This is a genomic window from Amycolatopsis eburnea, assembly GCF_003937945.1.
GTDB classification, from domain to species: Bacteria; Actinomycetota; Actinomycetes; order Mycobacteriales; family Pseudonocardiaceae; genus Amycolatopsis; species Amycolatopsis eburnea.
In genome coordinates this window covers 816,167-841,697 of record NZ_RSEC01000058.1, presented here as the reverse complement: position 1 = coordinate 841,697, position 25,531 = coordinate 816,167, and the positions used below count along the sequence as shown (strand labels likewise).

The window sequence follows — 25,531 nt, the reverse complement described above, 5'->3', positions numbered from 1 at the left end:
ATTCTCAGGCGGCGGACATCCCGGTGACGCGCCACTTCCCGCCGACGCGCTCGGCCGTGACGCTCAGCTGCGCGGCACCGGTGCTGCGCTGCCCGTCGCCCCGCGTCCCGGTCTGGTCGAGGAACACCAGCAGCGCCGCGCGGTCGCCGTCCAGGAGCTTCACGCCGGACGCGACGGCGGTCGAGGTGACCACCAGCTTCTGGTCCGCGGCGAGCTTGCGCACCTGGCCGAAGAGCTGGTCGTACTGGGCCAGCGCGGGACCGGTGAGAACGGCCTTCGCCGCCTGCTCGCTCTTGGCCGGGTTGTCGAAGCGGTAGGAGAAGACCGTGCCGAGCGCGGCGCTGATCTGCTTCGCCGCGTCCGCGGTGCCCGAGGCGTCGGCGAGCGCGCTGTTGTGCGCCACAACGGCGTTCGTCTGCCGCGCTTCGATCGCGCACCACCCGGCGACGCCCGCCATGACCACGGCGACCACCGCGAACACGAGCCACGAACGCCGGCGCGGGGCGGCGGGCGGGTCCGGTTCGGCGTCCGGTCCGGGTTCCGGGTCGTGGTGGCGACCGGCCACCTTGACGGCTCGCTTCTTCGTCGGAACGGTCACGGTGCCTCCCCGGTCGGGACCTGGCCGAGCCCGGTGACGCGCCAGCCGTCCGGGCCGCGGGTCAGGTCGGCCTGGAACCGGTTGCGCTTGGTCACGGCGTCGCCGCCGTCGGGTGCGACGACCAGCTCGACCGACGCGATCAGCTTCGCCGTCCCCGCGCCGGTGTCCACTTCGGTCACCGCGGCGTCGGTGACCTTGCCGGTGGTGACGGTCTTCGCCTGCGCGATCCGGTCGAGGCTCCCCTGCCGGTCGGCCGCCAGCTCGTCGTGCAGCGCGCCGCCCGACAGATCGAGCCAGTGCTGGTACCCCGGCGCCGCCTGCCGGTAGTCCAAAGTGGTCAGTCCGGCGACGGCGGTTCGCCCGGCCTGCAACGCGTCCTCCCGGACGACCGCGCGCGCGACGCCGTCGTCGTGCGCCGCCTGCCACCAGGTGAACCCGGACCACCCGGCCGCCGCGGTCGCCAGGACCGCGGCCGCCGGGGCCAGCCACGTCAGGATCTTCACGGCCGTCCTCCCGGTGCGTTCTGCGAGCCCCGCACGTTCGTCGGGTCGCCCTTCGGCAGCGCGCAGCGCGCGGCCGTGTTGAGCGGGCGGGTCGAGGTGTCCAGGCCGTCGCGGTACGGCGTCGAGTACCCGGTCGTGCACGGCGGCGGGTCGAAGAAGGTCAGCGACAGCCCGAAGTGGGCACCGTCCGGGCGCACCACCGCGCTTCCCGCCGCGACCGCCCGCGGTGCGGTGATCAGCAGCTGCCGCAGCCCGTCCCGCCGGTTCTCCAGGACGTCCGCGGTGGTCAGCAGGTTCGCCAGCAGCACCCCCAGCTGCGGCCCCGAGCCGCGGATCAGCTCGCTCACCTCGTTCGCCGCGGCCGGCACCGCCGGGATCAGCGTGCGCAGGTCGCCGTCGGACTCCTTCAGCGTCGACGCGAGCAGCTTGGCGTTCGCGCCGAACTCGCGGATCGCGCCGGCCTGCTGCACCTGGGTGTCGAGCACGACGTGGGCGTCGGTGACGAACCGGGTCAGCGGCGCCACGTGCGCGCTCGCCGCCTGCACGAACTCGATGCCGCGGCCGACCAGCTGGTCCAGCGCCGGGCCGGCGTCAGTCGTCGCCTTGTACAGCTCGTCGACGACCGTGCGCAGCGCGGGCTTCGGCACCGAGTTGGCGAAGGTGTCCACTGTCGACAAGACGACGTCGACCGGCAGCGGGATCTTCGTGTCCGCCTGCGTGATCACCGAGCCGTCGTGCAGCTTCGGCCCGCCGTCGCTGCGCGGTCGGAGGTCGACGTACTGCTCGCCGACGGCCGAGCGGTCGGCGACGATCGCCTCGGTGTCGGCCGGGACCGGCGCGGTGCCGGCGTCGATTTCGAGGTCGGCTTCCATCCCGGCCGGGGTCAGGCGCAGCTCGCCGACCCGGCCGATCGGCACCCCGCGGTAGGTGACCTCCGCGTTGGTGAAGATGCCGCCGCCGGTCGGGAACTGCGCCTGCACGGTGTAGCCGCGGTCGAAGAACACCTTGTCCAGACCGGCGTAGGTGGCCCCGACGTAGGCCACGCCGAGGACGGCGATGACCACGAAGAGGGTCACCTGGACGCGCACGAACCGGGTCAGCATCAGTGACCCACCTTGAGGAAGCCGTTGAGGTAGTCGCCGCGGATGGCGTCGAGCGCCGCGTCCGGGAAGGGGAAGGTGAAGATCATCTCCATCGCCTTCGGCAGCTTGTCACCGGAATCCGCCAGCCGCCGAAGCAGCGGTTCGAGCGCCTTGAGGTCGGCGACCAGGTCGTCCTTGCTCCTGTTCACCGTGTCGACGGCGACCGAAGTCAGGCCGTCGAGGGACTTGAGCATCCCGACCAGCGCCTCCCGCTGCTGGTTGAGCACGCCGATGCCGGGCGTGAGGCCGTTGAGCGTCGTGGTGATCTGGCCGGTGTGCGCGTTCAGCGTCTGCGCGAGCTTGTTGACGCTCTCGATCGCCCGCGTGATTTCGGTGCGGTGCTCGTCGAGCCCGCGCACGAACGCGTCCAAACTGGACAACAGGCTGCGGGCGGCGGTCTCGCGCCCGCCGAGGGCTTCGTTGAGCTGGTGGCTGATGTTCTGGACCTGCGCCACCCCACCACCGTTGAGCAGCAGGGACAACGCCCCGAAGACCTCCTCGATCTCCGGCGTCAGCGTGGACTGGTCCAGCGGGATGGTCGCCCCGTCCAGCAGCCGGCCCGACGGCGTCGCGTCGGGCGGCGCGGCCAGCTCGACGAACTTCTCGCCGAGGATGCTGGCCTGCCGCAGCCGGGCGACGGCGTTGCCCGGCAGGTCGACGTCGCTGTTGAGCAGCATGTCCACGATCGCGCTGTGCCCGTCCGGCGCCAGCTCCACCTTGACGACCTGCCCGACCGGGACGTCGTTGACCTTGACGCCGGACTGCGGCACCAGGTCGAGCACGTTGGTGAAGCTCGCGGTGACGTGGATCGGGTGGTCGCCGAGCGCGGCACCGCCGGGCAGCGGGATGTCGTAGACGCTGACCCCGCGCCCGCAGCCGGTGGTGACGAGCGCGAGCGTCACCACCGCGGCGAGCTTGACCAGGGACTTCATTTCCCCTCCGGGAACTCGAGGAGGTTGCCGCGGCCGTCGATGGTCCCGTTCGCCTGGTCGTAGGCGCCCAGGAGGTTCGTCAACGCGTTCGGCGCCGCTTGCAGCGCTTCGGCGAGTGAATCCTTCTGGTTGACCAGGATCTTCGTGACGTCGGCGACCTTGTCCACATCGGACTGCACCTTGCCGCGGTTGTCCTTGATGAACCCCTGCACGACGGTCAGCGCCTGGGTCAGCTCGGTCAGCGCGCCGGAGAACTGGTCGCGCTGGTCGGCCAGCACCTTGCTCAGCGACGCGATCTGCGAGATCGCCTGCTTCACCTGCCCGTCGTTGGCGGCGAGCATGGCGGTGAACTTGCTGATGTTGTCGACCGAACCGAACAGGTCGTCCTTCGAGTCGCTGGCGGCGCGGGCGAACTCGCCGAGGTTCTTGATCGCCGTGCCGATGGTCTGCCCGTTACCGCTGAGGTACTCGGCCGACTTGGTCAGCACCTCGCTGACGGCGCCGTCCTTGTTGGCGCCCTGCGGTCCCAGCGCGGACATCAGCTGGTTGAGGCTGTGCAGCAGGTCGTCGACCTCGACCGGGGTCGCGGTGCGCTCGCGCGGGATCGAAGCGCCGTCGGGCAGCTGCGGTCCGCCGCGGTAGACGGGCGTGATCTGCACGTACCGGTCCGCGACCAGGCTCGGCGTGATCACCACGGCACCGGCGTCGGCGGGCAGCCGCGCATCCGGCTTCAGCGTCATCGTCACCTTGACGTCGGTGCCGTTCGGTTCCACTTCGGACACCGACCCGATGGCGACGCCGAGCACGCGGACGTCGGAGTTGGGGTAGATGCCGACGGCGGCGGTGAAGTACGCGGTCAGCGTCCGCTCGGCGGGCGCGGTCACGACCGGCCACGCCGCCGAGACGACGAGCGCGAGCACGACGCCGACGGTGAGGGCGCGCAGTCTCGCCCGCCGTCGCGCCTGTGCTCCCAGGTCGGTCAGCTGGTGCGCCATCAGCGTCCCCCGTTCTTCGGCGGCAGGCAGCTTCCCGGCGTGGTGCCGGTGGGGATCAGCCCGCAGATGTAGGTGTCGATCCACCGGCCGTTGCCGACGGCGTTGCCGAGCAGCCGGTAGAACGGCCCGGCCAGGCGCAGGCTGTCCTCGAGCTTCCCCTGGTTCTGCTGCAGCACGGTCGCGACGCGGTCGAGCTGGTCGAGCGCCGGGCCGAGCGTCTTCTGGTTGTCCGCGACCAGCCCGCGCAGCTGGATCGCCAGGTTCTTGATGCCGCTGAACAGCTGCGCGATCGCGTCCTTGCGCGCGTTCAGCTCGGTGAGCAGCGTGTTGCCGTCGCGGATCAGCGCCTGGATCTGGTCCGACCGCTCGCCGAGCGTCTTCGAGACCTCGTTGGTGTTCTGGAACAGTTTGACCAGCTCTTCGTCGCGCGAGGCCAGCGTTTGCGACAGCGCGGCGATGCCGTCGAACGCGGTCCGCACGTCCTGCGGTGCCGACTCGCCGAGCGTGTCGGACAGCGTGCGGAACGCCTGCGCGAGCTGGTCGGTGTCGATCGCCCCGACCGTGCCGGCCAGGTCGTTGAAGACCGTGGTGACGTCGTAGGGCGAGCTGGTGCGCTCGGGCGGGATCGGCTGGTCCGGGTCCAGCTCGCCGTTGCCGACCGGGTCGAGTACGAGGTTCTTCTGACCCAGCAACGTCTTGATCTTGATCGCCGCGGTCGTCCGGTTCCCGACCCAGGTGTCCTTGACGCGGAACAGCACTTCGACGTGGTCGCCGGCCAGCCGCACGTCGGTGACCTCGCCGACCTTCACCCCGGCCACCCGGACCTCGTCGTTCGGCTTGAGCCCGGCGGCCTCGTGGAACTCCGCCTTGTAGGTCGTACCGCCGCCGACCAGCGGCAGGTCGTCGGAGAAGAACGTGGCGCCGCCGATCAGCGCCATCACCAGCGCGGTCGCCGCGCCGACGGCGATCGGGTTCCGGCTGCGGAACGGCTTGATGCGAGGGGGTTTCACCGGCACCTCCCGGCCGTGACGGGGATGCCGGGCGGCGGGCCGCCGGGCGCCGGTTTCGCGTCGGTCTCCACCGCGCAGAGGTAGAAGTTCGCCCAGGAGCCGTAGGAGAACAGCGTGCCGATCCGGTCGAGCTTCTTCGGCAGGTTGTCGATGAACTGCTGGAACACCGGGGTGTTGTCCGCCAGGTTCTTCGACAGGTCGCCGAGCGCGGTGATGCTGTCCTTGAGCGGCTGACGTCCTTGCTCCAGCAGCCCGGCGGTGGCGGTGGTCAGCTCGCCGAGGCCGCCGATCGCCTGCCCGATCGGCTTCGCGTCCGCGGCCAGGCCGGTGACCAGCTGGGCGGTGGTGTCGACGAGCGCGTCGAACTGGTCGCCCTGGGCGTTCACGGTGTCGAGCACGGTGTTGAGGTTGCCGATCACCTGCCCGATGACGGCGTCCTTGCCGGCCAAAGTGGACGTCAGCGACGCCGTGTGCCGCAGCAGGCTTTCGATCGTGCTGCCCTCGCCCTGCAGCACCTGGATGATCTCGAACGACAGCTGGTTGACGTCGTTGGGCGACAGCGCCTGGAAGAGCGGCTTGAAACCGTTGAACAACGCGGTGAGGTCGAGCGCCGGGGTGGTCCGGTCCAACGGGATCTGCGCGCCTTCGGCCAGCGTCGGCGAGGTGTCGGTGGCGCCGGGGTCGACCGAGAGGTAGCGCTGCCCGACCAGGTTGCGGTAGCGGATCGTCACCGCGGCCGACGCCGTGAGCCGGTGCGTGCGGTCGACCGAGAAGTCGACGTCGGCCAGGCGGTGCTCGACGACCCGCACCGAGTCGACCTGGCCGATCCGGACCCCGGCCATGCGGACCTCGTCACCGGGGTTGACCGAGGTGGCGTCGGTGAAGCGGGCCGTGTAGCCGATGGTGGCACCGACGCTGGAGTTGGCGATGGTGATCGCGAGGATCGCGGTGGCGACCGCGGTCACCAGGAAGAAGATCAGGCCCTTGACGGCGGGTCCCGCGACGCTCCTCATCGGACGGTCACCTCCGTGCCGCGCAGGGCGGGTCCGATCAGGACACTGCTCCAGTCCGGGACGTCCCCCAGCGCAGGCTTCAGCAGCTCCGCGACCAGCTGCCGCTCGCCCGGCGAGTTGGCCGGGCCGAGGTCGCCGTCGGTGACTCCCGGAGCCGCGGCTCCCCCGCCGTAGCACTTCGGGCCGCCGGTGGCGTCGAACCGCGGGGTGTCGCGGCCGGGGACGTACTTGTCCCGCGGGTCCTGGACGGTGAGCGTCACGTGCAGGCCCGGCTCGTTCGTGCCCTTGCCCAGCGCTTTCTCCATCAGCGGCTTGAGCCGGTTCACCGCGTCGAACAGGCACGGGAACTCGGGTGAGTACTGCGAAAGCAGCTCCAGCGACGGGCGGCTTTCAACGGAGACGCCGATGATGTTGTCCTTGTTCTTCCGGAGGAAGTCGTTCAGGTGACCGGTCGCGCTGGTGACGCTCGTGTAGAGGTTGTCGAGGTCCGCGCGGGTGTCCACAATGGTCTTCGCGGTCGTCGACAGGTCGGTCAGCGCCTGCAGGATGTCCGGCGCGGCGGTGGTGTAGACGTCGGCCGCGTTCGCCAGCCCGGTGATGTCCGCCTTGAACTGCGGCATCAGCGGGTTCACCTGGGCCAGCAGGTCCTGCAGCTTGACGATGCTGTCGCCGATCGGCTGCCCCCGGTTGTCGAGGGCTTGGGAGATCGCGCCGAGGGAGCTGTTCAGCTTCTGCGGCTGCACCGCGCGCAACAGCGGCAGCAGGTCGCCGAGGACGCGTTCGAGTTCGATCGCGCTCGACGAGCGGTCCTGCGCGATGACGTCCCCCGCCTGCAGCGTCCCTTGTGGATGGTCCGGCAGCACGAGGTTGACGTACCGCTCGCCGAAGACGGTCTTCGGCAGCAACCGCGCGGAGACGTTGCCCGGCAGCTGGCCGATCTTGGCCGGGTCGAGCGCCAGGTCGATCTCGGCGCCGGTGCGCGTGCTGCGGACCGCGCGGACCTCGCCGAACGGCACGCCCTTGACCTTCACCTCGGCGGTCGGCGCGAGCTGGTTGCCGACGCGGTCCGCCCGCAACGTCACCAGCTCCGAGTCGTCGAAGTCCTTGTCGTAGATGGCGACCGCGAGGTAGCCGAGCAGCACGAGCACGCCGAGGAAGGCGACCCCGGCGAGCTGCGTGGCGAAGCGGCTCATCCGGACACCTTCACCGTGGTCGTCGCGCCCCAGATGGCCAGCGACAGGAACAGGTCGAGCACGCTGATCAGCACGATCGACGTCCGCACGGCCCGGCCGACCGCGACGCCGACGCCCGCCGGCCCGCCGCTGGCGCGGTAGCCGTAGAAGCAGTGCGTCAGGATCACGCCGACGCTGAAGACGAGCACCTTGCCGAACGACCACAGCACGTCGCCGGGCGGCAGGAACAGCGTGAAGTAGTGGTCGTAGGTGCCGCCGGACTGTCCGAAGAAGACGACGGTCGTCAGCCGGGAGCCGAGGTAGGAGATCAGCAGCCCGACGACGTACAGCGGGATGATCGCGATGAACCCGGCCACGATCCGGGTGGTGACCAGGTACGGCATGCTCCGCACGGCCATCACTTCGAGGGCGTCGATCTCCTCGGAGATCCGCATCGCGCCGAGCTGCGCGGTGAACCCGCTGCCCACTGTGGACGACAGCGCGAGCCCGGCGACCAGCGGCGCGATCTCGCGGGTGTTGAAGTACGCGGTCAGGAATCCGGTCATGGCCGAGATGTTGATCTGGTTCAGCGCGCTGAACCCCTGCAGGCCCACGGTGACGCCGGTGAACACGCACAGCCCGACCATCACGCCGATCGTGCCGCCGATGACCGCGAGCGCGCCGCTGCCGAACGTCACCTCCGCCAGCAGCCGCACCACCTCGCGGAAGTAGCGGGTCACCGCGAGCGGGACGGCGGCGATCGCCCGGACGTAGAACATCAGCTGGTCGCCGAGTTCGAACAGCCGGTCGCCGGGTTTGCCGAGGATGGCCACTCAGGTTCCCTTCGCCGGGACGAGCTGCAGGTACAGCGCGGTCAGCACGGTGTTGACGAAGAACAGCAGCAGGAAGGTGATGACGACGGACTGGTTGACGACGTCGCCGACGCCCTTGGGGCCGCCCTTCGGGTTCAGGCCGCGGTAGGACGCGACCACCCCGGCGAGGTAACCGAAGATCACCGCCTTCACGGAGCTGACGACGAGGTCCGGCAGCTGCGCGAGGGCGTTGAAGCTGGCCAGGTACGCGCCGGGCGTGCCGCCCTGGACGATGACGTTGAAGAAGTAGCCGCCCAGCACGCCGACCACGCTGACGAGCCCGTTGAGCAGCACGGACACCCCGACGGCGGCCTGCACCCGCGGCACGATCAGCCGGTGGATCGGCGAGACGCCGAGCACCTCCATCGCGGCGATCTCCTCGCGGATGCTGCGCGCGCCGAGGTCGGCGCAGATGGCGCTGCCGCCCGCGCCGGCGATGATCAGCGTCGTCACGATCGGGCTGGCCTGCTGCACGACGGCCAGGACGCTGGCCGCGCCGTTGAACTGCTGGGCGCCGATCTGGCTGGTGAGCGAGCCGAGCTGCAGCGAGATGACCGCGCCGAACGGGATGGACACCAGGATCGCCGGCGTGATGGACACGCTGGCGATGAACCAGAACTGCTGGACGAACTCGCGCAGCTGGTACGGGCGGCGGAACATCGCCAGGATGATGTCGAGGCCCATCGCGCACATGCGGCCGAACTCGCGCAGGCCGTTCGCCGCTTTCCGGGGAGCTTCGCTGAGCAGGGTGGTCATGCTTGCTTGCACCCGGAGCTGAAGCAACGCAGGGTGAGGTTGGAGACGAAGGTGTTGCCCGGCCCCGAAACCAGGCCGGTGAGCAGCCGGCTCAGGTCCTCCCGCCCGGTGCACCCGGCGAACGCGGGCGTGGTGAACGTCGACGTCACCTTCACCGGCGGGGCCGGCAGCGAAATCGGCACCAGTGCCTTGATGTTCACGGACGCGGGCTGGGCCGTCCGGCAGTCCGGGCCGACGTCGAGGGCCTTGCCGTCCACCTTCACGTTCGAGAGCTTGATGAACACCTTCGCGGTCACGTCGGTGTCGGCGCAGATGTTCGTCTGCGTGGTCTTGCAGTTGGTGTCCTTGCCGGTCTTCACGGTGGCGGTGCCGGTGGCGTCGCCGTCCGGCACGATCTCGACCCGGCCCGTGGTGCCCATGAACCGGAACGCGACGAAGTAGCCGTCGGTCGGCGGGATGGTCAGCTTGCCGGTGATCGGCACCGTGTTGGTGAGACCGCCCAGCGCGCCGTCGAACGTGCCCGGCGGGAAGGCGATGTCCGACCCGAGCTTGGCGACGTGGCTCGTGGTCGGCTGCTGCGCGTCCCCCAGGGTGAACCCGAAGGGGATCTGCGTGGCCGCTTGCGGCTGCGGCGCGTCCTCGTTGGGCGCGGCTTCCGCGGCACCCAACGAGAACGCGACCAGCACCAGCACGAGCGGCAGCGAGAACCGGGTCAGCACGGACGTCCAGCCTTCCTCATCGAAGGAGATCCTTTCCGAAGCTACTGACGATTCTCGTTGCGGGACAAGGGTTCTTCACGTTCTTGTCACGCGGGTCTGCGTTTTCGCGGCCCTACCTCACTTCTTGGTGAGGGTCACTTCCAGCTTGTTGCCCGGGCCGGAGGCGAGACCGCTGATCAACCCGGTCAGGAAGCCGCAGCCGGTGAACTGCGGGATGCCGTAGGTCGCGGTCAGCTTGCCGCCCTTGAGCGGGTCGAAGCCGGGAGCCGAAGCGAGCGGCACGTCGGCCGGCTGCACCGTGTGGCACGACTTCGACTGCAGGATCGGGAACCCGAAGACCCGCACCTTGGTCAGCTGGACGTCGATCCGCGCGTCCGCCTTGACCGCCCCGCCGGTGAGCGTGCCGTTGATGGCGCCGACCTGGTCGAGCTTCACGGTCGCCGACGCCGGGATGAAGCCGAGGACGCGGAAGTCCACGTCCGACTTCGGCAGCGCGAGCTGGGCGCCGAACCCGCCGGACGCGGCGTCGAGCTTCGCGTCCAGGCTGCCCGGGCCGAGCGGCAGCGTGGCGTGCAGCTGCTTGAGGAACGACTTGCCCTTGACCGAGTACTTGACGTCGACGCTGCCCGGCGGTGTGGTCGGCTGGGTCGTCGGCGTGGTCGGCTCGGTGGTGGGGGGCGTCGGTTCCGTCGTCGGGGTGGTGGGTTCCGTGGTGGGAGTCGTCGGCTCCGTGGTCGGGGTCGTCGGCTCGGTCGTGGGAGTCGTCGGTTCCGTCGTCGGGGTCGTCGGCTCCGTGGTCGGAGTCGTCGGCTCGGTCGTCGGCGTGGTCGGCTCCGTCGTGGGAGTCGTCGGCTCGGTCGTCGGGGTCGTCGGCTCCGTGGTCGGGGTCGTCGGTTCCGTCGTCGGCGTGGTCGGCTCGGTGGTCGGAGTCGTGGGCTCCGTCGTCGGCGTGGTCGGCTCGGTGGTCGGAGTCGTGGGCTCCGTCGTCGGGGTCGTCGGCTCGGTCGTCGGAGTCGTCGGGGTGGTGGGGGTCGTCGGCGTGGTCGGCGTGGTCGGCGTCGTGGTGCCGCCGGCCGGCTTGATCTCGAACGTGCCGAGCAGCTGGTTCTGGCCCGGGACGGCGACGCAGTCCGACGTGAACGTGCCCAGGTCGGTCGGCTGGCCGTCCGCGGTGCGCGGGGTCATCGTGGTGCTGAAGTTCCCGACCGTCACCGAGGCGGTGCCGGGGCTGGGGAACGTCACCGCCGGCGCCTTGCCGCTGCTCTTGACGTGGAACGCGCCCGAGGGCGGCACCGGCGTCGACGCGATGGTCAGCGGCAGGTTCAGGTTCAGCGTCTTGTCGACCGGGTACTTGAGCTGCGCCGCGGCCTTCGCCGAGCCGTCGAGCGAGGTGGCGCCGACCAGGGCGAGGCCCTCGGCGGCGGTCTCCGGCACGGTGACGTCGACGTCGAAGGTGATCGGCGTCGACGACGCGCCCGCGACGGCGTTGTCGGGCAGGTTCGTGTCGATCTTCACCGACAGGACCTGGTCGCCGATCAACGGGAACGGGCAGTTGTAGTTCAACGTCAGGGTCACCGGCGCGGCCTCGGTCGGCCCGGCCCCGACGAGCGCCACGGTCGCCGCGACCCCCGCGGCGGTGGCGGCGGCCAGGCCGAACGCGGGCTTTCTCGACTTCCACGAAAATCTCACGGGTCGTCACCTCAGGGAATGGGGGAATTTCAGCGAAAAGTACCTCCGTGTTTCCGGGCGAACAAGCGACCGTGAATTCTTTGTCACCCGCGGGGGATCACCCTCAGCGGGAAGGGTCACGCAGGTCAGCGGTTGTCACACGGGTGCGATGCGCGCCGTCGAAAATTGTCACGCGCACGGGGAGTGGTCGCGATCTTCTTGCTCGCGGTGCGGCTGTCCCGTTACCTTTTCCAAAGTTAGGGGAAGGAGCGGCCATGAACCAGCCGGTCATCGCCGTGACCGACCTCGCGAAGCAGTACGGCGAAGTCACCGCGCTCGCCGGGATCAGCCTGACCGTCGCCCGCGGCGCGGTGCTCGCGGTCCTGGGCCACAACGGCGCCGGGAAGACCACGCTGATCGACATCCTCAGCACGCGCGTCCGGCCGAGCGCGGGCACCGCCCGGGTGTGCGGCTACGACGTCGTGCAGCGCGGGCGCGCGGTGCGGCGGCGGATCGGGGTGACCGGGCAGTTCGCCGCGGTCGACGACGCCCTGTCCGGGCGCGGGAACCTCGTGCTGATCGCCCGGCTGCTGGGCGCGAAGCCCCGCCAGGCGCAGGCCCGGGCCGCGGAGCTGATCGCGGCCTTCGGTCTCGAAGACGCGGCCGACCGGCCCGCCGCGACCTACTCCGGCGGGATGAAGCGGCGGCTGGACCTGGCCGCGGGCCTCGTCGGCGCGCCGCAGGTGCTGTTCCTCGACGAGCCGACGACGGGACTGGACCCGGTGAGCCGGTCCGGGCTGTGGTCGGTCGTCGAAGGGCTCGCGGCGCGCGGCACGACCGTCGTGCTCACCACGCAGTACCTCGAGGAGGCGGACCGGCTGGCCGACCACGTCGTCGTCCTCGGCCTCGGGCACATCACGGTGTCCGGGACGCCCGCACAGCTCAAGGGACGGCTGGGCAACCGGACCGCGACGCTGACCTTCGGCACCGAGCTGGCACTGCAACGGGCCGTGGACGCGTTGTCCCGCTTGGGAATGGCGGCCGGGCGCACCGGGCTCGTCCTCGCCGTGCCGCTGACCGGGCCCGGCGACATCCCGGTGCTGGTGCGCGCGCTCGACACGGCGGGCGCGCCGCTGCGGGACCTCACGGTGACCGAGCCGACGCTCGACGACGTCTACCTGTCCCTGCACCGGACGGCGGTCGGCTGGTGACGCAGGCGCGGCACCGGGCGGCCGTCTCCGCGCTCGGCGACCCCGCGGCGTGGCCGGAATCCGGGTTCTGGACCCAGGTTCGCGTGCTGGCGGGCCGTTCGCTGCGCACGGCGTTCGGCGACCGCCGGCTGGTCTTCTTCGGACTGTTGCAGCCGGTGGTGCTGCTCCTGTTGTTCAGCCAGGTGTTCAGCGGCGTCGGCGCCCTGCCGGGCGTGGCGGCGTACCAGGGTTACGTGAACTTCCTGGTACCGGCGACGTTGGTGAACATCGCGATGACGACGGCGATGAGCTCGGGCGCGGGCCTGCTCGCGGAGATCTACGGCGGCTTCACCGGCCGCCTCCGCTGCCTGCCGATCTCCCTGGTCTCGGTACTGGTCGCCCGCACACTGGCGGACTCCGCGCGGCTCGCCGTCCAGCTCGTGGTGACGGCGCTGGCGAGCGTGCTGTTCCTCGGTTTCCGCCCCGCGGGCGGCGTGCTCGGCCTGGGGCTGGCGCTGCTGCTGACGCTCGTGGTCGGCTGGTGCCTGAGCTGGGTGTTCGTCGCGATCACGACGTGGCTGCGCAAGGCGGAAACCCTGCAGGCGGCGTCGTTCGTGGTGATGTTCCCGCTTATGTTCTCCTCCAGCGCGTACATGCCGCTGGACACGATGCCGGCGTGGGTGCGGGTGGTGTCGGAGGTCAACCCGCTGACGTACGCGATCGACGCGACCCGGGCGCTGGCGCTGGCCCGCCCGATCGGCTGGTCGGTCCTCACGGCACTGGTGATCGCGGCGGTGGCCGCGGTGGCGGGTTCGACATTGGCGGCCCGCACCTTCCGCAACCGCGCTTGAGGGGGCGGCGGGCAAAGCGCCCCAATGTGGCGTTGGTTGCGTTGAATCAGCACTGCGGCGCGGAGCGCCTCCGTTGAGGGTGGTGGCGGGGGCATGGATGGAGCACCGAACGCCACATTGGGTGCGCTGGACGCACCGAACGCCACATTGGGGCGCATGGCCGGATCTAGACCGGGACTTCAGCCCAGCGCCTCCAGGTGCGTCGCCGCTTCTTCCGCGCCGCCCGCCGCCGCGAAGGAGTCGCGGATCTGTTCGGCCCCGGGCCGGTAGTGCCCGGCCGATTCGATCGCCGTCCGGAGGTCGGCCGCCTTGGCGCGGTCGAACCGCACGCGCACGCCCGCCGACGCCGCGACCACCTGCTGGGCCAGCATCGACTGGTCGTCCCGGATCGGCGCCACCACCAGCGGCACCCCGGCCGCGAGCGCCTCGCACACCGTGTTGTGCCCGCCGTGGCAGACCACCACCGACGCGTGCGCGAACACCGCCACCTGCGGGATCCGCCGGGCCAGGGCGACACTTTCGCTGATCAAGTGACCGCTCGGGTCCACCACCAGGCCCTGCACGTCCGGCATCCCCGCCAGCGCGTCCACGCTCTCGGCGAGGAACCGGGCCCCCGCCGTCGCGTTCGACGTTCCCAGCGTCACCACGACCAGCGGCCGATCGTCCACAGGGGACCAGTCACCGGGCGCCGGAGGCAGCGCCGGGCCGACGTAGGACACCGGTACCGCCAGCCGGGACTCGCCGGCCAGCGCCCGGGTCGTGAACGCCAGCACCAGGTGCGGGGAGAACCGCAGGTCGCCGAGCAGGACGCCGTGCCGCGCGCGCAGGCCCGCCTGCAGTTCGTCCACCCAGGACGCGATCTTCGGCAGCGAGCCCAGCGGGTCGGCCAGCTCGGTGGACGTCGACGCCGACGTCGCCCACGGCAGCCCGCACCGCGCGGCCACCAGCGCGCCCGCCATCGCCTGCTGGTCCACGACGACGACGTCCGGTTCGAACGCCGCGACGGCCGCCAGCACGCCGGGCACCATCGCGTCCGCCAGCGGCACCAGGTACGACTCCCACAGGTACTTCAGCGCCGCGAACCCGCGCAGCTCCGGCGGGCGCAGGGCCACCGAAAACGGCGCGGAGTCCCCCGCCGGGTAGACCCGCCCGGCGACCACTGTGGACAGTGCGGGCACCGGACCGCACCAGGCCACCGAGTGCCCGCGCGCTTCGAGCACCGCGGCCACCCCCTGCAGCGGCGCCACGTGCCCGGCCAGCGGCGGGACGACCAGCAGGAACCTCACGCCGCGTGCCGATCGATCCACTTGAGCACCAGCTCGCGCACTTCGCGGTGCTGCTCCACCAGCACCGAGTGCCCTTGTCCTTCGAAGACGTGCAGCTCGCCGTGCGGCAGCAACGACGTCAGGGCTTCGAGGTCGTCGGCCTGGTAGCCGTGACTGCCCAAAATGGACAGTACCGGGCAGCCGATCGCCGCCACCTGCTCCCAGGTGAGCAACGGCCCGAGCGGTACCTCCTCCGCCATCTTCGTCGACGTGATCCGCTCGGCCGCCAGCCGCGCCAGCCGCCGGTGGTGCGCGCTGAAGTTCGCCTCGATCCAGTCGAAGCTCTCCTCCACCTGCAGGAACCGCACGGTGTGCGCGAGGATCTCGCCCATCTTCCCGGCCCAGACCTCGGTGGCCGGCTCGGACTCGATGCACACGATGCTGCGGACCCGGGAAGGGTTCGCCACGGCGTAGCTGTAGGCGAGCGTGCCGCCGAAGCTGTTGCCCACCAGGTGCACCGGCCGGTCGACGGCCAGCTGCACGAGCAGGTCGTCGAGGTCGGCGACGAAGTCCCCGAGCGTGTAGCCGCGCACCGGGCGCTCGGTCTTGCCGTGCCCGCGCAGGTCGTAGCTGATCACGTCGATGCCCGCGGCCGCGACCGGCGGCGCCAGCGTCAGGTAGAAGCTCGCCAGGCTGTCGGTGCCCATGCCGTGCAGGAACACCACGGTCTCGGTGCCGCCGGCGGGCACGAGCTGCACGTTCGTGCGCAGCCCGTTGACGGTCATCGTGGGCACGTGCGCTCCCCCACGAACCGGGCGATGTCGCCGACGGTCAGGCCGATGACGTCGTCGAGGTCCTTCTCCGCCAAGTGCTCGGCGAGGTTGACGTCCGCGCCGAAGTGCTCGGCGAGGATGCTCGCGAAGGTCACCAGGTCGATGCTCTCCAGTTGCAGGTCCTCGTGGAACGTCGTGTCGGGCGTGATCTCGATCCCGAGCACCTCGGCGTCGCCGACGAGCTCGGCGAGCAGCTCGGCGACGACGTCGAACGTCGCGGACGCGTGGTCGATGGTCATGGCGTGCTCCTGTGGTGTGCGATGGCGGTCTCCCCGGTCAGCTCGACCGTGACGGCGTGACCCGGCAGCTCCCGGTGCCTGCCGGACACCGTGCCGTCGTCGTGGACGCGGATTTCCGCGGGGTACACGGGCTCGGCGAGCCGGGCCCGCACGGCGTCCTTCGCGGCGATCTGCCGCAGCAGCCAGCCGCGCTGCTGCCGCGGTGGCACGGCGGCGAACTCGGCGCGTTCCTCCGCGCTGAGGTAGACGCCGGCGTAGATGTCCCGCGCGGCGACCGTCGGCCAGCGGTCGGTGACCGCGACCGAGCCGTCCTCCCGCCGTTCGGACAGCAGGTTTTCCGCGGGGAAGGCGTAGACGCGGTGGGCCGCGCGGTCGCACGGGAACCGGACGTCCCGCCAGCCCTCGACGCTCGCCAGCACCCGGCCGTCGCGCACCAGCTCGGCGTCCATCTCCAGGACGTCGGGCCGCGGCAGCCGGACCCGCGCCTGGCAGGTCACGCGGGTGCCTGGCGGCGGTTCGGGGCCGTACCAGGTGAGCTTGCCGATCGAGCGCGGGAACGCGAGCAGGCCGTCGGACCGGGTCGCCATCAGCCAGCAGCCGAGCAGCTGGCCGACGTTGTCGAGCAGCCCGCCGGGCGCCGGCGGCACGACCAGTTCGCCGCGGATGTGCTGCTCGCCGAGCCCGGTCAGCCGGGCCAGGCCCTGGTAGGCCGGGCCGTGGAACATCTCGCGCCGCTCGTAGATCTCGGCCGCGCTCAGCGGCGGCGCGGTCTCCGGCCCGGGCACCCCGGCCGGCGACGGCGGTGGTGCGAACACCCCGACCTCGACGGTCAGCAGCGCGTACGGTCCGATCTCGACGGTCACGCGGTCGCCCTCGCGGCTCAGCGACAACGGCACCCGCTGGGCGGGCGACGCGATCAGCCAGCGCGAGAAGACGGCGTCCCGCACGGTCACCGCCTTCGTGCCCGGCCAGGTGCGTTCGACGGCCCGGCAGGCGAGGTCGACGAGCGTCGTCGCGGGCACCACCGGGCGGAAGTCGTCCTCGTCGGGCCAGTCGTCGCGCTGGCGGAAGAACCGGTGGTCGCGCAGATAAGGCATCGCGGCCAGCGATACGTCCACTGTGGACTCGGTACGGCGTCGCGCGGCCGCCGCGACGACGTCCGCCGCGCTCCGGCGCGTCTCGGTGAGCAGCGCGGTGAACTCGGCGACGATGGCGTCCGGAACCCCCGCGGGCAGCTCGGGCGGCGCCGCGGTGTCCAGCAGGCCCCGGGCCGATTCTCCCAGTGACAGCAGGGGTTTCCCGGTGTTGAGCCGGATCCGCCGCGGTTCGAGCGCCGCGAAGTCGGGGTCGCCGCCCTCGGTCCACAACGCGGTCGCGACCCGCCGCAGCTGCGCGAGCCCGGATCGCGTACCCGACGCGGCCGCGACCACCAGGTGCCGCCGCTCGCCGAGGGTATCGGTGACGAACGAGCCGAGCTGCCCGGCGCCGACCTGCACGAACGCCCGGAACCCGGCGTCGTGCAGCGCCTCGGTCAGCTGCCGGAAGCGGACCGGGCGCAGCAGGTGGTCGAGGTAGAGGCGCCGGACGTCCGCCGCGGCCGCCGGGTACGGCCGCGTCGTCGTCGCCGACCACACCGGCACCGCGGGCGCCAGCAGGTCCAGGTCCGCGACGAGCCGGGCGAACGGCGCGAGGTGCGGTTCCATCAGCGGGGTGTGGAAGCCGGACCGGAACGGCAGGGTCCGGGCCACGATGCCGAGCCCGCGGCAGGTCACCGCGAATTCCGCGACGACGTCCGGCGGGCCGCACACGATGGTCTGCTGAGCCGCGTTCTCGTGCGAGATCACCAGATCGCCGGGGAGCAGCTCGGTGACCCGCGCGGCGGCACAACCCAGCACCAGGTAGTCCGCCTCCGGCAGCTCGAACCCGCCGGGCCAGTACTTTTCCAGCAGGTCCGGCTCGGCCCGGTACATCCCGGCGGCCTGCATGGCCGTCCACTCGCCCGCGCTGTGCCCGGCGAGCGCGTCCGGGCGGATCCCCAGCCGCCGCAGGGCGTGGTCGAGCAGCAGCCCGGTCGACGACACGCTCGTGGCGCGGGCGGGCACGGTCACCGTCGACCACTGTGGACGGTCGAGGCCGAAGTGCCGGGCCACGTCGTCGAGGCGCGGCTCGGCGTCGGCCTCCAGGCCCGGGTAGAGGAACGCGGTCTTAGCGGCGGGCAGCAACGGGTCGGTCGTGCACCAGATGTCCCCGCCGCCGTGCCACGACCGGCCCTCGGCCGCGACCTTCGCGAGCACGCGGCGGGCCGTGGCGAGCTTGCGCTCGTCCGGGCCGACGATCCCGAGGCGGCACGGCCCGGCGCCCTCGCCGGGCTTCTCGAGCTGCTCCAGCAGCGCTTCCGGGGTGGCCGCGGCCAGCCGCAGCACGCGTTCCGGTTCGTCGACGCGGACCCGTCGCTTCGGCGCCGGATCCCCGGCTTCGAGCACGACGTGCGCGTTCACCCCGCCGAAGCCGAACGCGTTGACCGCGGCCACCCGCGGCAGGTCGCCCCACGGCTCGGCCTCGGCCAGCACCCGGAACCGGGTCTTGTCGAGCAGCGGGTTCGGGTCGGCGCAGTTGAGCGTCGGCGGCAGGACCCCGTGGTGCAGCGCGAGCGCGACCTTCACCAGCCCGGCGACCCCGGCGGTCGGCAGCGTGTGGCCGATCATCGACTTGACCGAGCCGATTACCGAGCGCGGCCCGCTCGCCTGGCCGAAGACGTCGGCGACGGTGGTCAGCTCGGCCGCGTCGCCGGCCGGCGTAGCGGTGCCGTGCGCCTCCAGCAGGCCGATTTCCGCCAGGTCCAGCCCGGCCCAGGCGCGCCGCAGGGCGAGGGTCTGCCCGGCGACGGACGGGCTGAGCAGGCTCGCGCCCCGCCCGTCGCTCGACGTGCCGCTGCCGCGGATCACGGCGTAGACGCGGTCGCCGTCGCGGCGGGCGTCGGCCAGCCGCTTGAGCACGACGATCGCGGTGCCCTCGCCGATGAGCATGCCGTCCGCGGCGCGGGACAGCGGGCTGATCCGCTGGCTCGGCGACAACGCGCCGAGCTGGGTGAACAGCGCCCACAGCGTGTCGTCCTGCGTCTGGTGGGCCCCGCCGGCCAGCACGACGTCGCAGCGGCCGCGGGCCAGCTCGCCGATCGCCTGGTCGACCGCGACCAGCGAGGACGCGCACGCGGCGTCCACTGTGTACGCCGGGCCGCCGAGGTCGAGCCGGTTCGCGACGCGGGCCGCGGCGAGGTTCGGCACCAGCCCGGCCGCGGTCTCCGGGCGGAACTCGCCCAGCGGTTCGAGGAGGGCCGCGCGCAGCCGGTCGAGGACGTCCTGACCGGCCGCGGGCAGCAGCTCGCCGACCGTGCGGGTGATCTGCCGGACGGTGCGGACGCGCTGGTCGAAGCCCTGCAGGCCCGGCGAGAGGTACCCGCCGCGGCCGAGCACGACGCCGATCCGTTCGGGGTGACCGAGCCTGCCGAGGCCGCCGGCGTCCTCGACCGCGGTCACGGCGACGGCCAGCGCGGTGAGCTGGTCCGGCTCGGTGCCGTCGAGGGACGTCGGCGGCACGCCGTGCGCGATCGGGTCGAAGTCCAGGGTGTCCGCGGTGAAGCCGCCGCGCCGGCCGTGGGTCCGGTCGGGCGCGGCGCCGTCGTGGCCGTGGAACGCCGGATCGCGGCGGTGCGGCGGGACGTCCGTGACGGCGTCGGTCCCGGCCACCAGGTTCCGCCAGTACTGGTCCACTGTGGACGCGCCGGGCAGGAACACGCCCATGCCGGTGATCGCCACCGGCTCCTGGCTCACCACAACGACGCCGTGTACAGGACCGCGCGGTCCGTGCCGTAGGCGAGTTCGCGCAGCAGGGCCGCGACGCCCTCGTCCGCGTCGAGCAGCCCGACGTCCCGGCGTTCGTACTCGCGGGCCAGCTCCGGCGAGACCATGCCGCTGTGGTCGGCGGCGGGCGCCCACGGTCCCCAGTGGACGGTCACCGCGCGGCCCGGCCAGGTCTTCGCCAGTGTCGCCAGCGCGTCGTTCGCCGCGGCGTAGTCGGTCTGGCCGCGATTGCCGAGCACCGCAGCGATGCTGCCGAAGAAGGTGACGAACCCGGGCTCGGCGCCGGTCTCCGCCAGCGCGGCGAGCAGGGTGCGGGCACCGTCCGCTTTGGTCTCGAAGACCGTCCGGAACGACTGCTCGTCCTTGTCCGCCATGAGCTTGTCGTCGATGACCCCCGCGGCGAAGACGACGCCGTCGACCCGGCCGCGGAGGCCCTTGACCAGGTGGTGCACGGCCTCCGGGTCCCGCACGTCGAGTTCGGTGTAGGCCGGGTTCCCGCCCGCGGCGCGGATCTCGCCGAGTGTCCGGCCGATCTCGCGCTGGGCCAGCACGGTCCGCACCCGGCGTTCGATGTCGGCGACCGAACCACCGCGGCCGGCCAGCACCGCCCGCATCGCGGCGGGGTCGGCGGGCAGGTCGTCCGGCTCGCCCGGCCACGGCGTGCGCCCGGCCAGCTCGATCCGGCAGCCGGAGGCGGCGAAGGCGACGGCCGCGCGGGCGGTGATCCCGCGGGCGCCGCCGATCAGGAGGACCACGGACTCCGGGCCGAGGCCCAGCGCGGCCAGCTCGCCGCCGCCCGGACCTGCGCCGGAGTAGGCGATCGAACCCAGGTCCGCGGGCCGGGGTTCGATCGTGAACCGGCCGCCGTCGTCGTGGCCGACCACCGCGGGCCCGTCACTGAGGGCCTCGTCGACCAGCACCTTGGCGACGTCCCGCGTGACCTCGACGAGCCGGGTGACGCCGTCGCGTTCGAGCGCGGCCGACCGGACCAGGCCGCGCAGGCCCGGCACCGCGTCCGGCGCGGCGGCCACGAGCACGGTCCCGCGCAGGGCCTTGAGCCGGCCGAACACGTCGGTCAGGTCGCGGGCGAGGAGCACGGTGATGTCCGCGTCGCCCTCGACGACTTCCGCCCCGGCCGCGGCGAAGGCGGTACTGACGGAGTCGTCCTCGCCGAGCACCGCCACGGATTTCCCGTGCAGCCGCGCGGGATCCGGGTCGAGCGGCACCGGCACCCGGTCGAGCCGGTACCGGGTCGGCGCGGCGGCCGCCGGGGTGGGACTCAGCCAGCTCTCCAGGTGCGCGGTCAGCGCGTCGGCCGTCCGGTCGCGGCTGAGCTGGTCGGTGCGGTCGTCGGCGGGCAGCCCCAGCCGGGACAGCAGCGTGCCCGCGATTTCGGTGCGCTTGATCGAGTCGATCGACAGGTCGGCTTCGAGGTCGAGGTCGCCGGCGATCATCTCGGCCGGGTAGCCGGTGCGTTCGCTGATCACGCCGATCACGGTGCCCAGGACGTCGGCCGGTGTCTCGGTGACCGGTTCGGGTTCCGGTTCCGCGTGCACCACCGGTATCGGAGCGGGCGCCGCGGGCGCCGGGGCGGGCGCGCTGCCGAGGTAGCCGAGCATCACTTCCCGTTGCGCCGCCACGAGTTCGCGGGTGGTGCGCAGGAAGTCGACGACGGCCTGGTCGCGGCCGGGAGCGGGCTGGGTCATGGCGGTACTCCGGATTCGTCGGGCCGGGGGCAGGGCGGGGACCTCGGCACCGGGCGCGCGGGCGGACCGCCCGTCCACGGCCCAGGCGGTGGGGGACGGCGCCGGGGGCTTCGCGCGCACCAGGCGTTCGGTGCGGACGTCGACCCCAGCGGAAGCGAGTTTGGCCAGCGCGGCCAGGAACCCGGTCAGGTCGGGTCCACAAGCGACGACGGTGTGCGGGCGGTCGCCGAGGATCTCCCCGACCAGCCGGGACAGCACCCGGCCGGGTCCGGCTTCGACGAACGTCCGCGCGCCCGCCGCGTACATCGACTCGATCTGGTCGAGGAACCGCACCGGGGAACCGATCTGCGCGGCGAGTTCGGCCGCGACGTCATCGGTGTAGGGCGCCGCGGTGCGGTTCGCCCAGACCGGCAATTCCGGGTCCACAAGGGACTCCGCCGCGAGTTCCGCCGCGAAGACGGCACCAGCGGCGGCGACCAGCGGGCTGTGGAACGCGCAGGCGACCGGGATCCGCTTGGCGGCGAACCCGGTCTCCCGCAGCCGCCGGATCGCGCGTTCGACCGCCGCCACCGGTCCGGAAAGGACGACCTGCTCGGGCGCGTTGTGGTTGGCCACCACGACGTCCGGGCCGATCAGGGTGGACGTCAGCGCGTCCCGCGGTGCTTTGACCGCGGCCATCGCACCGGGCTCGGTGACCTCGGCGATGGCCCGCGCGCGGGCCCGGCTGAGCCGCAGCAACGTCCCGGTGTCGAACGCGCCCGCGACCGACAGCGCGACCAGCTCGCCGTAGCTGTGCCCGGCCAGGAAGTCCGGGCGGACGCCGACCTGATCCAGCAGCCGGGCGACCGCCGTCTCGACGAGCCCGAGCGCGGGCTGGGCCACCTGCGTGTCGGTAAGGGCTTTCTCTTGCTCCTGGACGGCGGCCGACGCGAACACCCGGGGCGGGAACGCTTTCGCGGCGACGTCGGGGGCGAGCTTGAGCAGCTCGGCCAGCTCCGGGAAGTGCACGAACAGCTCGGCGAGCATGCCGGGGCGCTGGCTGCCCTGGCCGGGGAACAGGAAGGCGATCTTCCCCGGGTCGGCGTCGGCGCGCCGGATCCCGGCAAGGGCTTTCTCGGCGACGGCCGGCCAGTCGCGCGGGCCGTGCCGGCGGTCCGGGGCGACCGGACCGGCGCCGAGCACGGCGTGGAAGTTGGTGCCGCCGAAGCCGAACGCGCTGACCCCGGCCAGCCGGGCCGGTTCCGCCCACGGGCGCGCCGCGGTGGTGAACGTGAACGGGCTGGCGACCGGGTCCCAGGCGGTGTTCGGCTCGCTCAGGTGCAGCGTCGGCGGGACGACTTCGTGCCAGAGCGCCAGCGCCGCCTTGATCAGCCCGGCCAGCCCGGCCGCGCACTTCGTGTGGCCGATCTGGCTCTTGACCGAGCCGAGCGCGCAGCTGCCGGGCGCGGCGCCCGCGGCGGCGAAGAACCCGGTCAGCGTCCGCAGTTCGGTCGCGTCCCCGACCACCGTTCCCGTGCCGTGCGCTTCGACGAGACCGACGTCCACAGGGGACACCCCGGCGTCGCGGTAAGCGCGTTCCAGGGCGCGGTACTGGCCTTCCGGGCGGGGCGCGGTCAGGCCGAGCGCCTTGCCGTCGCTGGCCGCGCCGACACCCTTGACCACGGCGTAGACCCGGTCGCCGTCGCGCTCGGCGTCGGCGAGGCGCTTGAGCACCAGGCAGGCGACGCCCTCGCCGAGCGCGATCCCGTCGGCGGCGGCGTCGAACGGGCGGCAGCGGCCGGTCGGCGAGAGCGCGCCGGCCGAGGTGAACATGAGGTAGTCGTGGATGCCGTTGTGCAGGTCGACCGCGCCGCAGAGGACCAGTTCGCTCGTCCCGGCGCGCAGTTCCTTGGCGGCGAGGTCCAGCGCGGCCAGCGAGGAACCGCAGGCGGCGTCGACCGTGTAGTTGGCGCCGCCGAGGTCGAGCCGGTTGGCGATCCGGCCGGAGATGACGTTGGCGAGCGTGCCCGGGAAGGTGTCCTCGGTCGGTTCGGGCAGCTGCGCCAGGAGTTCCGGCGGTACCTCGTCGAGGTAGCCGTCGAGCAGGGACCGCAGGGTGCCCGCGTTGGCCAGGTCGCCGCCCGCCTCCGCGCCGAACACGACGCTCGTGCGCTCGCGGTCGAAGTCCCGGTGCGCGTACCCGGCGTCTTCGAGGGCGCGGCGCGCGATCTCCAGCGAAACCAGCTGGGCCGGGTCGATGCTCCCCATCGCGGACGGCGGGATGCCGAAGTCGAGCGGGTCGACCGCCACCGGGGGCAGGAACCCGCCCCACTTGGACGTCGACTGTCCGAAGTAGACCTCCGGGTCCCAGCGCTCCGGCGGCACCTCGGTGACGGCGTCCTCGCCGCGCAGGACGTTCGACCAGAACGCTTCGAGGTCCGGCGCGCCGGGGAACGCGCAGGCCATCCCGATGACGGCGATGTCCCGGGTTTCCCCCGGTGGTACGGGTTCTTCGGCGCGGGTGAACGTTTTCCCGGCCGAGACTTCGCGGTGCAGCTCGGCGATCGTCGTCCTCCGGTCGCGCAGCACGGCGACCTCCCCGGCCATGAACATCCCTTCGGCCAGCTGGGTTTCCTCGTCGAGGGTTTCCCCGCCGTGGCGGAGACCCTTGCTCGCGACGCGCAGCCGTCCGGTGTTCAGCTCCTCCAGCCGCTGCCAGGCTTCCTGCGCGGGCACGTCCCGCAGGCTCGCTTTGACCCGCTCGAATTCGGCGGTGTACGGGCTGGGCAGGCAGCGCGTGCGGTGACCGGGCGCGGTCTCCAGCGTGACGGTGGTGGCGGCTTCGAGCGCGCGCCGCTGGAACAGATCGGTGATCGCGCCGTGCGTCACGGCTTCTTCGGTGAAGAGGTACGCGGTGCCCATCAGAACCCCGACGGCGTCGAGCGGCGCCGCCATCGCCCGGACCACCGCGGCCGAGCGCGCGTCGTGGATCCCGCCGGCGAACAGCACTTCGACGTCCTTCGCCGCGCCCAGCACGGCCAGTTGTTCTTCCCACAGCTCGAAACTCGCGCGTGGGCCGACGTGCCCGCCGCATTCGGCGCCTTCGAAGACGAACCGGCGGACCCCGGCGTCGAGGTACTGGCCGAGCAGGATCGGCGACGGCACGTGCACGAAGGTCGCGATCCCCTCGGCTTCGAGGGCCTTGGCCTGCCCGGGTTTCCCGCCCGCGATCAGCACGCACCGCGGCCGGGCGGCGCGGATCGCGGCGAGCTGCGCGGCCCGCAGGTCGTCCGGCACGAAGCCGAGGATCCCCGCGCCCCACGGCCGGTCGCCGAGCAGTTCGGCCGTGCGGGTCAGGAGTTCGGTGGTGCGCGCGCCGTTCGACGTGGCGACGGCGACGAACGGGAAGCCGCCCGCTTCGGCGACCGCGGCGGCGAACGCGGGCTGGTCGCTCACCCGCGTCATCGGCCCCTGGACGACCGGGAGCGTGGTGCCCAGCGTCCGCAGGAGCCGGTCCGGTGCGGCCACCTCGGGAACGGTGGCACCGGTGATCCGGCGCACGTCCGATTCCACTGTGGACGTCGTGACCACGCCCGCCGCGCCACCGGCCAGTGCGCCGACGGCGGTCCGCGGCCCGGCCACGGTCCCCCAGACCGGGACGTCGAAGGCGTTCAGGAGTTGTTGCAGCAGCACGAAGTCGCTCAGCTCGCCGCCGCGCGCGACCAGCCCCAGCGCGCCGTGCGCCACCGCCTCGGCGGCCGTGGCGACGTCACCGACTTCCGCGAGCGCACCGGCCCACGGCGCTTTCGTCCGGACGGCGAAGGCCGCGCCCGCGGGCAACGGGCCGTCGGTGCGCACCCCGTGGGGCACCCGGACCCGGTCGGCGACCAGCGCCACGGCCGCCGGATCGGCGCCGTCGAGCACGCCGAGGCCGCCACCGCGGGCGACCGCGGCGACGGCGTCCGGGTCGCCGAACCCGAGGCAACGCAGCCGTCGAACGTGCGACGGCGGGACGAGCTCGGCCATCGGCGGACCTCCTGAGCGCGGGGTGGGGCGATCTTCAGAAATAACGCACCGGACCGGTGAAAAGCAATACTCGTGCTAGAGTACGAAACCGCGGAACACCCCGCGATCACACCCCTGACCAGCACTTTTATCACCTGGATCGCAACCGAGGAATGCATTTCCCGCACGCAAGTGACAATTCGACCGTGAAATACCTGGAGCC

19 protein-coding genes are annotated in these 25,531 nt (G+C 72.3%); 2 read left to right on the top strand and 17 right to left on the bottom strand.

Features of this window, described 5'->3' with window-relative positions:
* Positions 1 to 4 precede the first annotated feature (4 nt).
* The 12 genes from EIY87_RS29530 to EIY87_RS29475 form a co-directional block, all read right to left on the bottom strand.
* Positions 5 to 598: a hypothetical protein gene (locus EIY87_RS29530; RefSeq protein WP_125313099.1), complete on the bottom strand. Its 594-nt coding sequence runs from the start codon at positions 596 to 598 to the stop codon at positions 5 to 7.
* A complete protein-coding gene (locus tag EIY87_RS29525; protein WP_225440094.1) occupies positions 595 to 1,101 on the bottom strand; it encodes a hypothetical protein in 507 nt (168 codons plus the stop codon). The genes EIY87_RS29530 and EIY87_RS29525 overlap by 4 nt, the downstream gene beginning before the upstream one ends.
* Positions 1,098 to 2,204 (bottom strand): MlaD family protein, encoded by a 1,107-nt coding sequence (locus tag EIY87_RS29520; protein WP_125313098.1) that lies wholly within the window; start codon positions 2,202 to 2,204, stop codon positions 1,098 to 1,100. Before EIY87_RS29520 ends, EIY87_RS29525 begins: the two co-directional genes overlap by 4 nt.
* The gene (locus EIY87_RS29515; RefSeq protein WP_125313097.1) at positions 2,204 to 3,175 is read right to left on the bottom strand and encodes an MCE family protein; all 972 of its coding nucleotides are present in this window, start codon (positions 3,173 to 3,175) and stop codon (positions 2,204 to 2,206) included. The genes EIY87_RS29520 and EIY87_RS29515 overlap by 1 nt, the downstream gene beginning before the upstream one ends.
* Positions 3,172 to 4,170 (bottom strand): MCE family protein, encoded by a 999-nt coding sequence (locus EIY87_RS29510; protein WP_125313096.1) that lies wholly within the window; start codon positions 4,168 to 4,170, stop codon positions 3,172 to 3,174. The genes EIY87_RS29515 and EIY87_RS29510 overlap by 4 nt, the downstream gene beginning before the upstream one ends.
* The gene (locus tag EIY87_RS29505) at positions 4,170 to 5,186 is read right to left on the bottom strand and encodes an MCE family protein (protein ID WP_263855637.1); all 1,017 of its coding nucleotides are present in this window, start codon (positions 5,184 to 5,186) and stop codon (positions 4,170 to 4,172) included. The genes EIY87_RS29510 and EIY87_RS29505 overlap by 1 nt, the downstream gene beginning before the upstream one ends.
* Positions 5,177 to 6,193 (bottom strand): MCE family protein, encoded by a 1,017-nt coding sequence (locus tag EIY87_RS29500; protein WP_125313095.1) that lies wholly within the window; start codon positions 6,191 to 6,193, stop codon positions 5,177 to 5,179. Before EIY87_RS29500 ends, EIY87_RS29505 begins: the two co-directional genes overlap by 10 nt.
* Positions 6,190 to 7,386 carry an MCE family protein gene (locus EIY87_RS29495; RefSeq protein ID WP_125313094.1) on the bottom strand — a complete coding sequence of 399 codons (1,197 nt, stop codon included), beginning with the start codon at positions 7,384 to 7,386 and terminating at the stop codon, positions 6,190 to 6,192. The genes EIY87_RS29500 and EIY87_RS29495 overlap by 4 nt, the downstream gene beginning before the upstream one ends.
* On the bottom strand, positions 7,383 to 8,144 hold the full coding sequence (locus EIY87_RS29490; RefSeq protein ID WP_225440153.1) for an MlaE family ABC transporter permease: 762 nt from the start codon (positions 8,142 to 8,144) through the stop codon (positions 7,383 to 7,385). The genes EIY87_RS29495 and EIY87_RS29490 overlap by 4 nt, the downstream gene beginning before the upstream one ends.
* Positions 8,145 to 8,198: 54 nt before the next feature.
* Positions 8,199 to 8,993 carry an MlaE family ABC transporter permease gene (locus EIY87_RS29485; RefSeq protein WP_125313092.1) on the bottom strand — a complete coding sequence of 265 codons (795 nt, stop codon included), beginning with the start codon at positions 8,991 to 8,993 and terminating at the stop codon, positions 8,199 to 8,201.
* Entirely contained in the window at positions 8,990 to 9,712 is a 723-nt protein-coding gene (locus tag EIY87_RS29480) for a hypothetical protein (RefSeq protein WP_125313091.1), read from the bottom strand. The genes EIY87_RS29485 and EIY87_RS29480 overlap by 4 nt, the downstream gene beginning before the upstream one ends.
* 117 nt (positions 9,713 to 9,829) lie before the next feature.
* Positions 9,830 to 11,401, bottom strand: a complete 1,572-nt coding sequence (locus EIY87_RS29475) for a DUF6801 domain-containing protein (protein ID WP_125313090.1) — start codon at positions 11,399 to 11,401, stop codon at positions 9,830 to 9,832.
* A gap of 254 nt (positions 11,402 to 11,655) precedes the next feature.
* On the opposite strand from EIY87_RS29475, the gene EIY87_RS29470 reads away from it, so the two are divergent.
* Both EIY87_RS29470 and EIY87_RS29465 read left to right on the top strand, forming a co-directional pair.
* Positions 11,656 to 12,591: an ATP-binding cassette domain-containing protein gene (locus tag EIY87_RS29470; protein ID WP_125313089.1), complete on the top strand. Its 936-nt coding sequence runs from the start codon at positions 11,656 to 11,658 to the stop codon at positions 12,589 to 12,591.
* Positions 12,588 to 13,421, top strand: coding sequence for an ABC transporter permease (locus EIY87_RS29465; protein WP_125313088.1), 834 nt, complete (start codon positions 12,588 to 12,590; stop codon positions 13,419 to 13,421). Before EIY87_RS29470 ends, EIY87_RS29465 begins: the two co-directional genes overlap by 4 nt.
* Positions 13,422 to 13,600: 179 nt before the next feature.
* Here the strand turns inward: EIY87_RS29465 and EIY87_RS47780 are convergent, their stop codons facing one another.
* Genes EIY87_RS47780 through EIY87_RS29440 form a run of 5 tightly spaced genes read right to left on the bottom strand, consistent with a single transcriptional unit; the run spans position 13,601 to position 25,329 of the window.
* Positions 13,601 to 14,707 (bottom strand): glycosyltransferase, encoded by a 1,107-nt coding sequence (locus EIY87_RS47780; protein ID WP_158641376.1) that lies wholly within the window; start codon positions 14,705 to 14,707, stop codon positions 13,601 to 13,603.
* Entirely contained in the window at positions 14,704 to 15,480 is a 777-nt protein-coding gene (locus EIY87_RS29455; protein WP_125313087.1) for an alpha/beta fold hydrolase, read from the bottom strand. The genes EIY87_RS47780 and EIY87_RS29455 overlap by 4 nt, the downstream gene beginning before the upstream one ends.
* Positions 15,468 to 15,758 (bottom strand): phosphopantetheine-binding protein, encoded by a 291-nt coding sequence (locus EIY87_RS29450; RefSeq protein ID WP_086856267.1) that lies wholly within the window; start codon positions 15,756 to 15,758, stop codon positions 15,468 to 15,470. The genes EIY87_RS29455 and EIY87_RS29450 overlap by 13 nt, the downstream gene beginning before the upstream one ends.
* Positions 15,755 to 19,588, bottom strand: coding sequence for a beta-ketoacyl synthase N-terminal-like domain-containing protein (locus EIY87_RS29445; RefSeq protein ID WP_225440092.1), 3,834 nt, complete (start codon positions 19,586 to 19,588; stop codon positions 15,755 to 15,757). The genes EIY87_RS29450 and EIY87_RS29445 overlap by 4 nt, the downstream gene beginning before the upstream one ends.
* Positions 19,585 to 25,329 (bottom strand): type I polyketide synthase, encoded by a 5,745-nt coding sequence (locus EIY87_RS29440; RefSeq protein WP_125313085.1) that lies wholly within the window; start codon positions 25,327 to 25,329, stop codon positions 19,585 to 19,587. Before EIY87_RS29440 ends, EIY87_RS29445 begins: the two co-directional genes overlap by 4 nt.
* Positions 25,330 to 25,531: the final 202 nt, after the last annotated feature.

Coding starts and splice junctions, on each gene's coding strand:
- EIY87_RS29510 (WP_125313096.1), bottom strand. CDS start 4,170: ATGGCGCACCAGCTGACCGACCTGGGAGCACAGGCGCGACGGCGGGCG.
- EIY87_RS29450 (WP_086856267.1), bottom strand. CDS start 15,758: ATGACCATCGACCACGCGTCCGCGACGTTCGACGTCGTCGCCGAGCTG.
- EIY87_RS29515 (WP_125313097.1), bottom strand. CDS start 3,175: ATGAAGTCCCTGGTCAAGCTCGCCGCGGTGGTGACGCTCGCGCTCGTC.
- EIY87_RS29495 (WP_125313094.1), bottom strand. CDS start 7,386: ATGAGCCGCTTCGCCACGCAGCTCGCCGGGGTCGCCTTCCTCGGCGTG.
- EIY87_RS29490 (WP_225440153.1), bottom strand. CDS start 8,144: ATGTTCTACGTCCGGGCGATCGCCGCCGTCCCGCTCGCGGTGACCCGC.
- EIY87_RS29440 (WP_125313085.1), bottom strand. CDS start 25,329: ATGGCCGAGCTCGTCCCGCCGTCGCACGTTCGACGGCTGCGTTGCCTC.
- EIY87_RS29470 (WP_125313089.1), top strand. CDS start 11,656: ATGAACCAGCCGGTCATCGCCGTGACCGACCTCGCGAAGCAGTACGGC.
- EIY87_RS29485 (WP_125313092.1), bottom strand. CDS start 8,993: ATGACCACCCTGCTCAGCGAAGCTCCCCGGAAAGCGGCGAACGGCCTG.
- EIY87_RS29500 (WP_125313095.1), bottom strand. CDS start 6,193: ATGAGGAGCGTCGCGGGACCCGCCGTCAAGGGCCTGATCTTCTTCCTG.
- EIY87_RS29520 (WP_125313098.1), bottom strand. CDS start 2,204: ATGCTGACCCGGTTCGTGCGCGTCCAGGTGACCCTCTTCGTGGTCATC.